Annotated in this window: 10 protein-coding genes and 2 pseudogenes; 5 read left to right on the top strand and 7 right to left on the bottom strand. The window is 59.2% G+C overall.

Translation table 11 applies throughout. The features are described 5' to 3' along the window. Positions 1–731 precede the first annotated feature (731 nt). Together AC6H34_RS29980 and AC6H34_RS29975 are read left to right on the top strand one after the other, a co-directional pair. Positions 732–3,071: an AAA family ATPase gene (locus tag AC6H34_RS29980; protein WP_497541338.1), complete on the top strand. Its 2,340-nt coding sequence runs from the start codon at positions 732–734 to the stop codon at positions 3,069–3,071. Continuing rightward, the gene (locus AC6H34_RS29975; protein ID WP_497541337.1) at positions 3,068–3,976 is read left to right on the top strand and encodes an HNH endonuclease family protein; all 909 of its coding nucleotides are present in this window, start codon (positions 3,068–3,070) and stop codon (positions 3,974–3,976) included. Before AC6H34_RS29980 ends, AC6H34_RS29975 begins: the two co-directional genes overlap by 4 nt. Before the next feature lie 264 nt (positions 3,977–4,240). Here the strand turns inward: AC6H34_RS29975 and AC6H34_RS29970 are convergent. The 7 genes and pseudogenes from AC6H34_RS29970 to AC6H34_RS29940 form a co-directional block, all read right to left on the bottom strand. After that, a pseudogene (locus AC6H34_RS29970) lies at positions 4,241–5,659 on the bottom strand (IS1380 family transposase). Between the two features lie 275 nt (positions 5,660–5,934). Beyond that, positions 5,935–6,654, bottom strand: coding sequence for a M12 family metallopeptidase (locus AC6H34_RS29965; RefSeq protein WP_497541336.1), 720 nt, complete (start codon positions 6,652–6,654; stop codon positions 5,935–5,937). A 67-nt stretch (positions 6,655–6,721) separates the two neighbouring features. Next, positions 6,722–7,114 carry a hypothetical protein gene (locus tag AC6H34_RS29960; RefSeq protein WP_497541335.1) on the bottom strand — a complete coding sequence of 131 codons (393 nt, stop codon included), beginning with the start codon at positions 7,112–7,114 and terminating at the stop codon, positions 6,722–6,724. A 33-nt stretch (positions 7,115–7,147) separates the two neighbouring features. Then, complete coding sequence (locus AC6H34_RS29955) at positions 7,148–8,362, bottom strand: ComEC/Rec2 family competence protein (RefSeq protein WP_497541334.1); 1,215 nt, start codon at positions 8,360–8,362, stop codon at positions 7,148–7,150. After that, a complete protein-coding gene (locus AC6H34_RS29950) occupies positions 8,362–10,194 on the bottom strand; it encodes a hypothetical protein (protein ID WP_497541333.1) in 1,833 nt (610 codons plus the stop codon). Before AC6H34_RS29950 ends, AC6H34_RS29955 begins: the two co-directional genes overlap by 1 nt. An 808-nt stretch (positions 10,195–11,002) precedes the next feature. Beyond that, on the bottom strand, positions 11,003–11,695 hold the full coding sequence (gene scpB / locus AC6H34_RS29945; protein WP_497541332.1) for an SMC-Scp complex subunit ScpB: 693 nt from the start codon (positions 11,693–11,695) through the stop codon (positions 11,003–11,005). Between the two features lie 2 nt (positions 11,696–11,697). Further along, positions 11,698–12,569 (bottom strand): annotated as a pseudogene (locus AC6H34_RS29940) (DUF1403 family protein). A gap of 122 nt (positions 12,570–12,691) precedes the next feature. On the opposite strand from AC6H34_RS29940, the gene AC6H34_RS29935 reads away from it, so the two are divergent. The 3 genes from AC6H34_RS29935 (at position 12,692) to AC6H34_RS29925 (ending at position 14,903) form a co-directional block, all read left to right on the top strand. Beyond that, positions 12,692–13,831 (top strand): site-specific integrase, encoded by a 1,140-nt coding sequence (locus tag AC6H34_RS29935; RefSeq protein WP_497541331.1) that lies wholly within the window; start codon positions 12,692–12,694, stop codon positions 13,829–13,831. Between the two features lie 89 nt (positions 13,832–13,920). Then, positions 13,921–14,457, top strand: a complete 537-nt coding sequence (locus AC6H34_RS29930) for an Xre family toxin-antitoxin system antitoxin (protein ID WP_497541330.1) — start codon at positions 13,921–13,923, stop codon at positions 14,455–14,457. Then, on the top strand, positions 14,457–14,903 hold the full coding sequence (locus tag AC6H34_RS29925; RefSeq protein WP_497541329.1) for an RES family NAD+ phosphorylase: 447 nt from the start codon (positions 14,457–14,459) through the stop codon (positions 14,901–14,903). Before AC6H34_RS29930 ends, AC6H34_RS29925 begins: the two co-directional genes overlap by 1 nt. The last annotated feature ends 323 nt before the right edge of the window (positions 14,904–15,226 follow it).

Raw genomic sequence — 15,226 nt, 5'->3', positions numbered from 1 at the left:
TGTCCCCAAGTGCTGGCAGTGCTCAGCCGATTTTAATTTTCATGTAACCTAGCAAACGAAGTTATGTTAATTCTGTACCCCGTCAAATGAAAAGACGGAGACCACTTCGGTGAAACCAAAAACCTCGACGGACCTATTTTCAAAGCTCGATCTTGCGGGTAAATCTGTACAGTTGGTGGGCTTAATCAGGCCAATAAACGGAGATGAAACCGCGCTGGAATACGCACTGCCGACGACGTGTGAGCACTGGACCAAAATTGACCTCAAGGTGATCCAAGATATCCAATATATCAAAACGGTACCGTGCGGTAATCATACTCACCACCTTGTAGCGCTCAAATTGTCGGCGTCTTCGACTCCAGAGACAAAGATGATAGCCGCGTTGACACAAATGCATCACGATTATCAGTTGAGTGCAAGACTTCCACCACCGCCATTGCAAGGATTAGGACTTAACCTGCAGGGTGGGCCCGGCTCTACACCGTGCTATTTTGATTATCAGCAGCTAAGATGGCGATGCCCACCCAACTGGGCATGATTTCCGAGAGTCAGAGCAGTACTGGGCGGCGTGGCCTAAACCCGAAACTTGAAATATATTCAGTATTTGATCGTATCGAGGGTGCTGTCAAGCAAAATCCAAATTGTCTCGGGCGGGAGCAAATTCGAACCGAATTTCCACGTGTTCGAGATCAAAGCTTCTTGTTATTCCGGCTCTACATTCGGGGGAGTCCATGCAATACTTTAATCGGTTGTCAGTGCCGCCACCGGCTGTTTTCACGAGCGCCATCGCCGATAACAATCGCCAGTGGTTGCGCACTCTCTTCGATTTCAACGGCGAGAAGTTGTCTCAATCTTTCGCGCCCCGCAACTTTCTGTCTTTGGAAGAGGCGAACGTGCGAGGTGCTCTCGATCGTCTGTTTCAAAAAAAATGCGCGTTCTGCGAGGCTCGCACCGACACGAGACCTTACCGCTTCCGGCCAACGTCCGAAGCAACGCCCGTGGAGACATCAAACGTCAATAATCATCTCTACTACGCGTGGTTGGCGGATGCGTGGCAGAACATCTACCCGATCTGCTTGAGTTGCGTTCCCGAGGAGCGCGCGCAGCTGAGTCATTTCCCGGTCGCCGGCCGTCGATGCCCTTTGCCGAAGGCGGAGGAGCTCGATCGATTCGTGATAGATGCGACCGGACTTTGGCCGACTTATCCTCCTACAGAAAACGCTTTGTTGATCGACCCTTGCGAGAAAAAGGACTTCATTCCGTTTTTTAGTGTTCAACTGTCCGGCGTGATACACCACAAAAATCGCATCGCACAGGAGACGATATCACATTTCAATCTGAATAGACCGGAACGGGTCACACAACGTGCCGCACTCTTTGACGATTTGATAGCGCAGCTTCGCGACTTGCTGGATCGGGGCCGGCCTGACGATATCGATCCCTTGGTCGATTTCGGAAGTCTCGAATTTGGCGGCACCTGGTTTCTACTTCTGCGTCGCATCTGCATGACCATCGGGTCTGGCGGCGGCCCGACGCAGCCGCTCTCTATGACGCGTATTAGGCGCTTCATAAGGCGCTTGCAGAGCCGTGCGGATGCTCTCCTCGTGTTCTCCGCCGCGATCGAGGCATTACGCGAAGCCGACCAATATGGCGTCGAGGCTGAATTTGCAGGCCCTATCGGGCGCACCGGAAAGGCACGCTTGCGCAAAGTCACCCTGCGGAATTTCAAGGCTTTGGAAAGCCTTGAATTCGAGTTACCCGAAAGCGGGTGGCAGTTCGATGGACCAACGTTCTTTTCGCCGTCGCTGCTCATTCTCGGGGAGAACGCTGCGGGCAAGAGCTCAATCCTTGAGGCGGTGGCTTTGGCGCTGGCGACTGACGCGGCACGAGAGGAGCTTGCGCTCGCAGCCAACGATTACGTTCTCAACCCAAGCTATATGGGCGCGCCCAAGCAGGCTCCGCCGGATGAGGCGGTGGTCGAGCTTCATTTTAAGGACGAAACGGTTCACGTTCTGAGCATCGACCGTGGCGGCTTTGATATAAGGTCCAGGATCGAGCAGTCGCTCCTGCCACCGGTTTTCGCCTACGGAGCCTTCCGACACTATCTCCGCAGGCAGCGCAGCTATACGCCGGCGAAGTATATCAAAAACCTGATGCGGTCCGACGAGGTCCTGTCAAACCCGGAAAAATGGTTGCTCAGCCTGGACCCGGCGACGTTTGCGATGGTGGTGCGGCAGCTGAGACATGTGTTGAGCATCGAGGGCGAATTTGAGGTTATCAGGCGTGATCAGAAACAAGGGCGCTGCTACATCGTCACCGCTCTCGCCGGCAAATCTAACGAAGAGCAGTTCAATCTGACCCCTCTGGAGGTCGCCTCGTCGGGCTTTCGCACAGTCCTCGCGACCGTATGCGACATATTTCAGGGGCTTCTTGACGAACGCGTAAGCGGCAAGATTGAGACCTTGGCGCAGGCGAGCGCAGTGGTTTTAATCGATGAGGTAGAAGCTCATCTGCATCCCCGGTGGAAGATGGGAATTATGCGTGGCCTTCGTTTGGCGCTTCCGAACGTGACCTTCATCACGACCACTCATGATCCTCTGTGCTTGCGTAGCATGGGAGATGATGAGGTTATGGTCCTGCAGCGGGCTGGACGCGATGCGGGAGGACCTGCTGAGAAAGTGAGTCAGCTTCCTGTGTTCGTCGAGCGGCTCTCGAAGTTACCGAAGACGTCAGAGCTTACAGTCGAACAACTTCTTACCTCGGACTTCTTTCAGCTCTATTCGGCAGACGCGCCTGAGATCGAAGGAAGATACGCAGCCTTGGGGGACATCTTGGCCAAACGCCGACGCGGCGAAGTTCTTCGAGCAGACGAGGCTCGGACGTTGGCTGCGTTTGACGATGATATCAATCAGGCATTGCCGGTTGGCCTTTCGGAAGCACATCGCCTCGTCCAGGAGGCGATAGCGACGTTCCTACGAGATAGACGGACCGCATCGGAAGCTCGGTTAAGAACGTTGCGCAAGGAAACCAAGGACGAAATTCTGGCAATCCTGCAGGGGGTCGCCGGATGAGATATGTCAATCGAAGCAATGTCACGGTCAGCGCTGAGGTGCTTGCAAAAGCCGATGCTGAACTTGCTTCCTACAAGCAGAAGCCTGATGCCTTTGAATTCAAAGTCTACAAGACGGAAGTGATCAAACAGGCACTCGAAAAGCTCTTCCACGGGAAATGTGCCTACTGCGAGACGTTCTATTCTGCGAGCGCACCGGTTGATATTGAACATTACCGCCCAAAAGGTGCTGTTGCCGAGGAGGAAAATCATCCAGGTTACTGGTGGCTCGCGATGCGCTTCGAGAACCTCCTGCCAAGCTGCATCGACTGCAATCGCAAGCGCAAACAGAAAGTCGTCTCCAACGCTACCACGTTGGAAGAACTGTGGCGGTTCGGAAAGGACGTCCGAAACTTCCAAGGCGCGCAAGCAGGAAAGAAGGACAGCTTTCCTCTGGCCTCGGCAGGCATCCGGCTTGTGAACGAAGAGGTCGATTTCGGGCGGGAACAGGCGCTACTTATAAATCCGTGCGTCGACAAACCGGAGGAATTCCTTTCCTTTGCGATCGACGGCGGCGGTGTACCGGCAATCGCTCACGCGGTTGATGCTGCGACGGTGGATTCGCGTGGAAACGCCTCAATCCAAGTTTACGGATTGAACCGCCTCGGACTGGTTCAGGATCGCACAAGGTTACTGCGACAGCTTGAACTTCTGGCTGATATGGTGTTGGAGGTCACGGAGATCGCCGAAAAAGTCGATAGCCTCCCACCATCTCGAAAGCGAGGAATCGAGCGGGTTCCCGCACGTTTGCGACTACTGCGCGAGCGACTGCTTAACGAAATGACAGCGATGGCTGAGCCCCATGCGCCCTACTCGGCCATGGCCCGGGATTGGCTAGCCAGTTTTCGAGTGAAGCTCGGCGGATGACCGCGCTGGATAATCAAATTAATCCTGGCGTAAAAGGCGGTAGGCACGGAATTCAAACTCGATGTAGTAGCCAATTTTTCAGAAGGGCAAGCGGCCCTAGCCCGCATTTCTCACCAATTTTTGCGAACGGGCTGGGTGGAGCCGATTGAGTGGCATGTCGCGCGTGTCGGTTGCGTGGTGCGCATGGAGGCGGCCGGCGAGTGCGGTTTTGTTGTTCAGATCAGGCAGATTGGTATTTTGAGGTCTCCTGTGGGCCAAGGGCCGTTATCGCGCCGCGTTGTCGAGGGCGGCCCAGGCTATTCGGAACAGATCGCGACTTGGGCCTTCCGAGGCCATGGAAAGCTTGACGCGTCGCAGGCTGGTTCGCACGAGGGCGCCGATCTTGAATAGGGTGAGGCGGATGGAGGCGCAGGTGGCGTGGGCCAGGCGGGTACTGGCGAGGCCGATGCGGCGCACGACGCTGACCAGGACATAGGCGAAGGAGGCGAACCAGAGCCTGAGCTGGTTGCCGGCCATGGTGTGGGTGGAGGTGTGGTCGGCGAACAGGTCGAGCTGGCACTCCTTGAGCCGGTTCTCCGTCTCGCCGCGCGCGCAATAGAGCTGCTCATAGAGGGTCTGGGCGGGATAGGTGTCGGCAGCCAGGCTGGTGACGACGAACCGGGGATTGGCCCGGCCTGCTGCGGCGAGATAGGCCTGGCTCTCGGCGAGCGAAGGGCCCATCCATTCGGCCTTGCCGACGACGCGGCGCTGGCGGCTCCAGCTGGAGAGGGTGCGATAGGTGAAGCCTCTGAAGCGGCGGGCCGGCTTGCCGCTGGCTGCGCTGGCCTGGCAGGCTTGCTCCATCTCCCCCTCGATGGCCGCGCTCAGCCGCTCGTTGCGGGCCAGGCCGAACAGATAGTTGACCCCGTTGGTCTCGCACCAGGCCATCAGTGCCTCACGGGCAAAGCCGGAATCGGCCCGCGGCAGGATGCGCATCTTCGGCCAGCGGGCTCGGATCCGCTCGGTAAGGCGGGCCACTTCCTCCACCGCGCCGGCGCTGGCATTCTAGTTGGCGGGCCGCAACGTGGCCGCCAGCAGGTGCCGGCCACAGAAGATATAGAGCGGCAGGTAGCAATAGCTGTCGTAATAGCCATGGAAGAAGCGCCCCTCCTGCTCGCCATGCAAGGGATCGTCGGTGGCATCTAGGTCCAGCACGATCTCCTCGGGCGCTCGGGCATGCGCCTCCAGGAACAGATCGACGAACAGGGTTTCCACCCGGCTCGGATCATGGCTGATCCTGTGATAGCGCGTCGCCTCGGCCTTCGACAGTTCCAGCCGGTTCGAGGTCGATTTGCCCGCTACCGCCGCGCAGTGCCGGCGTCGGCTCTCCAGCTTGCCGGCCAGCAGCGCGAACACCGGATCATGCCTCAACTGGTCGTGGTCCTTCAGGTCCTCATAGCCCAGCGCCGAACCGAACAGGCGCTGGCCCACCAGCGTCGCCACGCTGTGTTCGATCCGTTCCGGCGAGCGGGCGTCGACAAAGCACGCCGCGAGCCGGCGCGTCAGACCCAACACCCGATCCGCCTGCCCCAGCAGCAGGGCACCAGTATCCGAGGTGATCGTGCCACCGTCGAAGCTGGCCACAAGTTTATGACCCGCGACAGGAGCAAAATCGAAAAGCTCCGTGCTACACTCTGTCGGCATTGGGGAACCTCTGAAAACAGCTTAAGTTGTTCTCGCAAAAGAACTTTTGCTGATTCTTAGCCGCAATGTACCTCTATTCGTGAGATATCCGGGCTAGTGTCAGATTACAGTGCAACACCGGCCGCCATTAAATCGAGTAATTCCACCGCGCGGATTAAGGTAGTCACTCCATAGCAGAGTGCCCGTTCTCAGCATGGATTTCGAACTGGCTAGCCAAGGCACCGCCATACGCGCCCTATCTCAAGAATCGAACCAAGCACGTTCACGTGGAGCACTCACTTAGGATAGACGGAACCGGCAAACTCGTAGTCGAGCTCATCAATGTCGGTACCGCCCGCGATTGGATCGCCGGACTTCGTGATCTCACCAGGGATTTCATAGCACATAATCGAGTTGCTGTCGGCGCGGGGTGTGCCGAGGAGCGAACTGTCCTCAATTGGTGTCAATACTTGTTGCTCGACCTCATCCTGACCCCAGCCCTGCGTTTTCCAGAAATACTGCAAAGCGCGTTGGCGGTCGATCAGATCCACAAGCTCCCGACGCATATGCTCATGAGGGAAGCCGAGCGTGTGTCCGGTTTCGTGGCGCACGACGCGTTTGAACTCGGATTCGCTCGTGGCCATCGTGAACGCTTGAAGGTTCATCGTCGGCTGATCCTTCTCGATATGAAGGATATCGGTACCAAGATACGACCAATAGCCACCCTGATCACCGCCAACGATGCGAGCGATCCGGACCTGCGCCTGCTCTCGCGTTTCGACGAACGAGACGTTTGCGGTCTTGGCCCAAGCATTCATGTGCAGCACAATGCGTGCGCGCAAATCAGCCGGCGCGTCGTCAAGGAAGCCGACTGTGAGTCGAACCCCACCAGCAGGCCAGCGTCGGGGAATGAGAACTGACAGAGTCGCGCGATTTGCGGCCACCCCCGTTCGTAGCAGCTCATCGATGATGTGGTCAGGCAGCCGCCGGGGTGTGCAGGTCAATCGGATCGTCATTGCCCGTCTCCTTTGTGAATCGGCAAATCACTGGGTCGGCGGCACCAAGGCCGCCGGGGCCGAAGTCCTATTGTTTTGTGTTGTCGGACTGGCCCGCAGGCTTATCAGGTTTTGATGAAGGCTCGGACGTGCCCTTGGCTGGTGGCGTCGGCTTGGGTTCAGTGCCCGGCAAAGCATGCGTCGCAAGGGCAGCGATCGTGGCGAAGAGAATCGCGCCGATCAACGAAGTCACAGCTGGTCCGATCTTCCCGAGGGTGTCGGCGAGCGCTGCGGTTGCCTTCAAGAGGTCGGTCATTTCGGGGACCGACGCCGGCGCCAAACCTCCTGCCCGCTCGGCCATAGCCTTAGCCGGTGCAACAGGCTTTGGAGAGAAAAGCCCAAAGCTCTGTACGACATACAATATAAAGCAGATGACGCTCATGCCAAGCGTGATCAAAATGACCCAACCTGCGTCTTCCAAGATCCAATCCCCCTCGATCGATTGCTTCGCCCCTTACCCTGTCCAGTCGATGTAAAGCCCCTTCGACACCTGGAACGCCGCGTCGGCTACATCTAGTTCAGCGTCCGTCCGCGCGATTTTCGCGTGGCGTTCGTTGAGAGCGGCTAGCAACATTGCGCGCGGAATGTTCGGCCATTGCTTCACCGGCTTGGTCGAGAACAACGCGGTCAATGGCTTGAGGATGATCTGCTCGACCAAAGCCCTCGGCGTTGCGTTATGGCTGCCGTGATGTCCAACTTTGAGCAGGTCTACCTTTTGAAGGACCTCGCGGCATTTCTGCTCAGCCATGATCGCTTGCCACGAGCCCCATTGCGCGTCGCCCGGGAACAGCATGAAGTGTCCATCCGCCTCCAAGACGATGACAAGGCTCGTGTTGTTTATCGCCTTGTCCAAAGCCGCCGCCAACACGCCGGGGGGTTGAATCAGCGACTTCTTGACTGCTGCCCTATCGTCCAAGCGAAACGTTTGCCGGCCTACGACGGGCACATAATCTGAGTCGCTGATCTGGTAGCGCTGGGAAAACGGAGGGCCGACGCGGCGCTTAGGAATGCGTGTTGGCCATTTCAGATATCCCGCGCCCTCGGGCGGATCCATGCTTGCCAACGCCTTCTCGTCGCGTGTCGGGCCGAGCACATGAAAGGTAACGCCCGCTAGACCAGCGACTGTCCGAGCTTCGTAGGCTGCATCAGCAGTGGGCAAAAACGCGCGAGCGGGCGCCCCGGCGAAGCCGCTGTGGAGCGTGGTCATCGCTCTTTCATTGGTCAACGCATTCAGCGCGATGGCTTGGAGGCTGCGCATTCTCGCCTGAGCAATCGTCTCTCGTGCTGGCGTGCGCTCGAGCGGATTCTGAATGCTTGGTGCGCCGGCAAGTGCTAACGCCAAAGCCGAATGGCGTTCGCGGATGCGGGTGGCGCGCGGATCCTTCGGATCTTCCGTCCAAGGCATCCAAACTTCGCCGACCTCGACGTCGGCCCAGCGCGGATCATCAAAGCCCCACACGTGATCCTTATGCCGATGCGTCGCGATCACAAGCGCAAGCCGCCCTCCGGTAGTCTCGATGATGTCGGAAACAATCCTATCGAGCTGCGCCTTCTTTTCAGTGATCGTTCCGCAATCGATTAGGACATATTTCGATTCAGCAGCGTCGTGAAACCCGAGCAAGAAGCAGTCACCGAAGCCGACCTCATACATCCGGATTGTGCGTCGCATCACGGCGCATCCTCATGTAGCGCGCGAAGGCTCATCCGCGCTGCCATTCGGTCGCCATACTCAGACCGGTTGAGATAGTTGGTTCGCGGATCGGCTGCATCGAGTTCCTCTACGAAAGCACGCTGCTTGGCTACTCGAGCATCCGCTCGGGCCGCACTCGCAGCGTCGAGTGTGTGCGCTGGCAATGGCTTCGCTATGATGTACCGTACGGTCCCATCGACGCCGATGATTGCAGTGGTGCCTCCCCTCACGGGAACGCCTCCCCATTCGGGGTCGGAGGCGCTCTTCTTGTCAGTTTCGACGAATTGGGCGACGAGTTCGATCTGGAGTGCACCGGAGGGCGCGACGCGGAAAACGGCGTTGAATGCCGACACATACACGTCCCGGCGGCCTGTGAGCTGCAGCGCCGCGCTGTTATACTGTGCATAAGCGACGAGCGCGTCTCGCATCGTCTTCGACGCGGCGCTGGCGCTTTCCTCATTCAAATCATCGCTTAGTAACGCAGACTGTTTCGCAATCTTTGGGTCACTCGAGATCTTTGTGAAGCGAGCTGCTTCGCCCTGCAACAGTTTCGGCAAGACGGAGCTGAGGCTGTCGACTACTGGTGCCGTTCCAGGCTCAGCGGCAGGCCAGCGCAAGGACTCCTCTGCGAGCGAAGTCACACCATCAGGATAGATGCCGCGTCGCCTAAATCCTTCGATGAGCGCCGCGCGTTGCCCCCAGGCGTCGTCTGGGTCGAGTTCGAAATCCGCGGTCACCAACGCTCGAAGATAGTCCCCAAAAGTTATGTCGACCGGCGGCAGATAGTCGAAGGCGCGGATACACATATTGAGTTGGCGTTGCGCCGTCTGCGACGCTTCGCTCGCGATCCTGGCGACGAGATCGGGAAGGAGTTCGCCTGGCGGAAGCTTACCACTGCCCCCTGTTGCAATGCGAACAAGGTCCGCAATGCGCGACCTGAAGGTGGTCAGGAACCCATCAAACACCGCTGCGACCAGGATAGCGCCCCGCGCGTGCGGCTCAGTCACGTTGCCATAGCGGCGCGGATCTGGCGTTTCCGTGTCTATCGCCGAGCGAAGAGCTTTGCCGGTGCCGGTTGCTTCGCCGAACTGCCTTGCCAGGTTCACCAGAAGCGAGCCATCGACGATATTGCCTCCCCCAAGCCGAATTTCATCGATCAGCAGATCCCGGTAAGAGAAGTGCTGAAGAAGCGCCACAATGTCAGAAAAGCCCTCGTGAAATGCCAGGACGTCGACATTTGATGGTTCCAGAAAATAGCGACGCAGCCGATCGACGATCGCGTGCGTCATCTCGTGAACGATGATGTCGTGGCTGAGGCAGGTGAAAATCGTCTGATTGGGGATGTTCGGTCCGGGCTTGGCCGGGTCGGCGGAGAAGTAGCCGAACAGCACCGCATGTAGATCGCGATCGTAAAAGGCGTTCTCACCCTCGAAAGCGTGCGGAAGCAGGCGCAGCTTATCCCGTGCGCTGCTCTTTTTAAGCGAAACTCGGCGACCGAGCGCCCGATCGAAGTTCGTCAGGGTTCGGGAGGCGACCGCATAGACCATTTGCTGATGGAAATGCGGATCAGATTCAGAAGGCGCGAGGCCAGACTGCATCAAGATAGAAGGGTGGTCGAGATTGACGGCATCGTAGAACAAATCGTTCTCAGCGTCGTAGTCAACGACCTCCAGGCGGGCGCCGATTGGCCCGGCATCAAGCGGCTCGTTGTCAACGCCGATGGTAGTCATTCGAGCGGCCTTGTAACCGCGCGCTGGATCCGTCGCATAGATCCGCAATGGTCGCAGTGATGGTCGCGGAATATCGAGCATTGCAATTCCCCCGCCCGAGCGGAATCAAGGGGCGACAGTTCGAATGTAATATTCGACCCCGTCCAAAGAATAGCGTAAGATCCGCTTCGTGGCTAGGCGGCAAGAGTGATCGCTCGGTTATAATTCGACTCTTTTCGATGGCATCGCCAGCACTGTCTTCGCGAGAATTTCTCCGACTCGCCTCACCCTAGCCTTTATTGATCTAACAAATATCGCTTATCGCACTTTTCGCTTCGTAGATACCCATCCTGGCATAGGCTGTTAAGTGCAAACGTCAATCGATTATTCGAAGTGAATGCGCTCGTGGCAAGCATACGCCGACTTTCGAGAGCATAAAGCAAGGTGGCCTTTGCTCTTTTAACAGAATGAGTGCGCTCCTGGATTTAGCAACTGCTTCCTATTATTCTATCCGTAAGAAAATCGGCCGAAAATATCCCATAAACGGTAATTTTTGTTTGGTGGCAGCCAGAAGAGCGAATGACGGCTTTTATGCGATGGGATCAGAGCCTGCTATGACCGGCTTGGGGCGCAAAGCGGGCATTCAAGGCCTCATGTTCGACGCCTCTGTGGGGCAACGACCGTAAGCGATTCGAACTTCCTCACCGCCAAATGCCGCCGTTTCTACCCTTTTCCATAGCACGGGCTATCTCTCGCTCTTTGCACGGGCGTCGCCTCGGCGGGTATACTTGCTGTGGGGGGTGATGGGCGGATTTTGGCGCCCCGGGCAGGATTTGAACCTACGAAACTCCCCAAAGCCCACACCTGAACCGATCATCGTCGCCTGACAAGGCGGGCTATCCCGCGAATTCTATGCTTCGATCTGATCCTCCTCCTCCTCATTATCACCGTGAGAGGCATCGTCATTGCTGAAGCCCGGCAGATCGACCAGGGCTTCAGCGAGGAGCCTTTCCTTGCTGAGCAAGCCGGCGTCTTCGAGCCTCTCGAGATCGGGCAGATCCCGTGGCGTCTGGAAGCCGAAGTGGCTCAGGAATTTCGGCGTGGTGACATAGGTGTAGGGCGCGCCAGGTTGCGGACTGCGCGGCCCGGCGGCGACGAAGCCGTCGCCGCGCAACGCCGCAATCAGATCGCGGCTGATGTCCCGGCCGAACATCTGGCTTAGCTCTCCCCTGGTCACCGGCTGGAAATATCCGATAGCCAGCAAAACAGTTGCTTCCAACGGCGTCAGCTCAGGCCGCGGTGGGTCGACAATGTCGGTGGCGCGGATGGCACTGGCATAAGCCGGCCTGGTGCGATGCTGCCAACCGCCGGCAACAGCAACGAGATCATAGGGCCGGTCCCCAAGCTCGGCGCGGATGTCGTCGATGAGAAGATCGAGATTAGCGCCCTCCCCCACAACCTTGGCCCGGTCCTCGCGGCCGACTGGTTTGGGCGAGGCAAAGATCACCGCCTCCACGCGGCCCATCCATTGGCGCCACCGCGCCGCCGGCGGCAGGTCCGCAAGGTCGCGGTCGAGCGCGGGGGTGGGCTTTGACCGGGCCATGGCTAGAGGCCGTAGACACGGAAGCTGGGCCGGCCGCTGAACTCGCGCACGGCGCCGAGTTCGGTCAGACGATCGAAGAGTCGGCGGAGCGCCCGGTCGCTCATCTGCCCGGGGGCCGAGGCCGGCGTGAGCGCGTCATCGTCGAGCAGCGCCGCGACGATTTTCTCCGCGCCCTTGGCGCGGAGCTTGGGCACCGCCCTTTGCAGAGCCCCGCTCGCCGATCGAGATCGATGGCCAGATCGACAGCAGCTGTGGCTGCCAGCGCATAGGCGGTGGCAAGGGTGATGGGCCTCAGGAGAGGCACCGGCATCCGCCAGCGCATTGTTATCGCCAGGACCAGGTCAGCCAGCATCAGCGCCAGCAACTCGGCCTCCGGCAGGATGCGGACCACGGCCGTGCTCATCGCGGCTGCGACAGCAGGCGGCGAGGCAGGGGCGCGGGCATCGAGCAGCTTGACAAGTTCCCCGGCCCTGCCCTCGAGATCGATCCCCATCGTTCGGGCGGCCTCCTCGATCGCGGTGTCCGACCAGCCGGACGATCGAGTAGCGAGTTGGCGCCAGATCCGTAGGATGGCACCGGCTGGCCCAGGATCCGCGCCGCTGGTGCAGAAACACCAGGCATCGCGCAAGGCGGCCTCGTCCTCGCGTCGGCCGGTGAGGCGTGCCGTAGCTGCAGCGGCTGAAAGCGCCAGACGCTGGCGCCAGACGCCTGCAAAGACCGGCTCGGTCCGAACGACAGCATCGAGCACCGCCAGGCCGGTACCGGCGGCGAAGGCGGCGTCCGTATCGCTGGTGAGTGCCTTCTTAACCCTGCCCCAGGCCGGCACAGGGCGCAGGGTGGCGGTCGATGGTACAATGGTTTTGGGTCCGCGCATGGTAACGCTAAACCGACGCGGCGGTTTATGCTACGGCAAATCCACCAAACCGCCGCACTTGTCTGCGCAAAGAGATGGACGATAAGATTGCATTATCGTTCGTTTTCTGCTTTATATAGGGAATGCCGCAAGACAGCGTCCACAACCCCGAAAATCACACCCCGGAAGGCTCGGCTTCGCCTGAGCCACCGGCGATTGCCGTCGATCTTTCAACCGTGCAGACATCGGCCGAGGGCCTGAACCAACCCTCCCCTCCCCTGATCGAGTCTGTGGTGCCGGGGCATCTTGGGCACCTTGCAGATCGCGCCCGCCAATACCTCGAAGCGGCGAGCTCGGCCAATACCCGCCGCGCCTATGCGTCCGATTGGAAGCACTTTGTTGCCTGGTGCCGGCGCCATGGCTTTGAGCTGCTGCCGCCCTCCCCGCAAATCACCGGTCTCTATATCACCGCCTGCGCCTCCGGCGCCGCGGCAGCCGATCGCAAGCCGAATTCGGTCGCGACGATCGAACGCCGCCTGTCCGCCCTAAGCTGGAACTATCTCCAGCGTGGCATGCCGCTGGATCGCAAGGACCGACACATCGCTACCGTTCTTGCCGGCATTCGCAACACGCACGCCTCCCCTCCCCGTCAGAAAGAAGCGGTTCTGCCGGAAGACGTCATGGCCATGCTCGAGACGCTCGACCGCGGCACACTGCGCGGGCTGCGCGATCGCGCGATGCTGCTGCTGGGCTTCGCCGGCGGCTTGCGGCGATCCGAGATTGTTGGTCTCGACCTCCGTCGCGACGACACCGAGGATAGCCGAGGCTGGGTCGAGATCCTCGATATGGGGATGCTGGTCACCTTGCGTGGCAAGACCGGCTGGCGCGAAGTCGAGATCGGACGTGGTTCTTCGGACCTAACCTGCCCCATCGTGGCAGTTGAAACCTGGCTCAGTCTGGCGAAGATCAGTCACGGGCCATTATTCCGCCGGGTCACCGGCCGGGGCAAGGACGTCGGTTCGAACCGCCTTGCTGACCAGGAGGTGGCGCGGCTGGTGAAACGCACGGCGCTCGCCGCCGGCGTGCGGCCGGACCTCAGCGAGGGAGAACGGCAGATGAAGTTCTCCGGGCATTCGTTGCGCGCCGGTCTTGCCTCCTCAGCCGAGGTCGACGAGCGCTATGTCCAGAAGCAACTCGGTCACGCGTCCGCCGAGATGACGCGCCGCTATCAGCGCCGGCGTGATCGCTTCCGGATCAATCTCACCAAGGCTGTCGGATTGTAAACTGGAGCCGATGTATCACCTCGACGCTCCTAGAATATAACGACAGCGAGCACCATATGGGGTATGGTTACGCTCAAATGGAGCTTATTATGAGTCAAGATGCCAGCCGTCAGGCCAAAGTCCCAGCCGAGACGACCTACACCCGGATGGGGCAACTGCTGGGCATGCCTTTGTCATCTGAGGCCGACGCCCTGCGCGTGGCCCGAGCTGGTATTCCCGCCAGCCAATTCGTTGCTGTTGCCCGTCGGCTGCACCTCACTATCGATTCTATCGGCGCGGCGAGCACTATCCGGCGCCGTCTCAAAGACGTGATTGTGGACAAGGAAGGACGCGTTACCGGGCGAGTGGATCCGGCTGCCCGCTCAAGCAAGACGAATTCCCCTGAAATAACGCCCGAAGCTCTGTTAACGCCGGGCGAGAGCGAACGGCTCGTCCGCCTGGCTCGCGTGTACTCCGAAGCCACACAGCTGTTCGGCGAAGAAGACGCGGCGCTGGCTTGGCTCAACACACCAGGTGACTATCTGCAGGACGGCGTCACGACGACGCCGATGAAGCTGGCGGAGACGGACTCCGGCGCACGAATTGTAGAGTCGCTGCTGCAGCGCACGGCGTACGGCGTGTTTTGATGCGGCTTTGGCGAATTTCAGCTTGGCCAGGCCTTTCGGGTGAAGGTGGAATGCACGTCGATGGTCGTTGGCACACTCGCGGTCAGAGAGTGATCTATGCCGCCGAACACCCGGCGTTGGCCATGGTGGAAGTGATGGCCCATCTGCGACTGAGTGTGACCAACATCCCTATGACCCTTAAATTGATACCTATCGATGTTGCAGTCTCTGCCATCGTCGACGAGCCGCCGTCCTTGCCTACGGGTTGGCAGGCCAATGAACCGACCAGTCGGGCCGTCGGTGACGCTTGGCTAGCCGGCGTGTCGGCCTTGCTCATCCCTGTACCTTCGGCCATCCTGGCCCACTCTACGAACTATCTCATTAACCCTGGCCATCCACAGGCGCTGACTCATTTGGCGGAAGGACCGATCGAGAACTTCTGGTTCGATAAGCGGTTTATCCGCTGACGCTGCTGATGAGTGTCACCCCGCGTCGATTGCACGCTGTAGCGGACCACTGCCTAGGGGAATCTCAATCTTCGATTCCCTGGCTCCCACTCCCTCCTCGGTCCCTGCACTGATCGCGACTCTGAGCCGTCCGCGTGTCTGGGCTTGGAGTTCATGGTTCTGGTGGAAAGTAGGCTACCGAGGCGAAGTTCCCAGCTGGGAACCGGAGGGTGCTGTAGAGCTTCTGACCGCGCAGCAACTCAGTATTACACACATGGTACTTGAGTTCCCAGCTGGGAACTGAGCGGTATGATTGTTTGCCAACCTCCCCCGAATCATGAGAT

It is taken from the genome of Labrys sp. ALF-8 (assembly GCF_059699065.1).
The sequence above is the reverse complement of the archived record's forward strand: the minus strand, read 5'-3'. Positions and strand labels throughout refer to the sequence as shown.

Excerpts from the sequence above, each read along its gene's own strand:
- AC6H34_RS29980 (WP_497541338.1), top strand. The coding sequence starts at position 732 with ATGCAATACTTTAATCGGTTGTCAGTGCCGCCACCGGCTGTTTTCACG.
- AC6H34_RS29975 (WP_497541337.1), top strand. The coding sequence starts at position 3,068 with ATGAGATATGTCAATCGAAGCAATGTCACGGTCAGCGCTGAGGTGCTT.
- AC6H34_RS29965 (WP_497541336.1), bottom strand. The coding sequence starts at position 6,654 with ATGACGATCCGATTGACCTGCACACCCCGGCGGCTGCCTGACCACATC.
- AC6H34_RS29955 (WP_497541334.1), bottom strand. The coding sequence starts at position 8,362 with ATGCGACGCACAATCCGGATGTATGAGGTCGGCTTCGGTGACTGCTTC.
- AC6H34_RS29950 (WP_497541333.1), bottom strand. The coding sequence starts at position 10,194 with ATGCTCGATATTCCGCGACCATCACTGCGACCATTGCGGATCTATGCG.
- scpB (WP_497541332.1), bottom strand. The coding sequence starts at position 11,695 with ATGGCCCGGTCAAAGCCCACCCCCGCGCTCGACCGCGACCTTGCGGAC.
- AC6H34_RS29935 (WP_497541331.1), top strand. The coding sequence starts at position 12,692 with ATGCCGCAAGACAGCGTCCACAACCCCGAAAATCACACCCCGGAAGGC.
- AC6H34_RS29930 (WP_497541330.1), top strand. The coding sequence starts at position 13,921 with ATGAGTCAAGATGCCAGCCGTCAGGCCAAAGTCCCAGCCGAGACGACC.
- AC6H34_RS29925 (WP_497541329.1), top strand. The coding sequence starts at position 14,457 with ATGCGGCTTTGGCGAATTTCAGCTTGGCCAGGCCTTTCGGGTGAAGGT.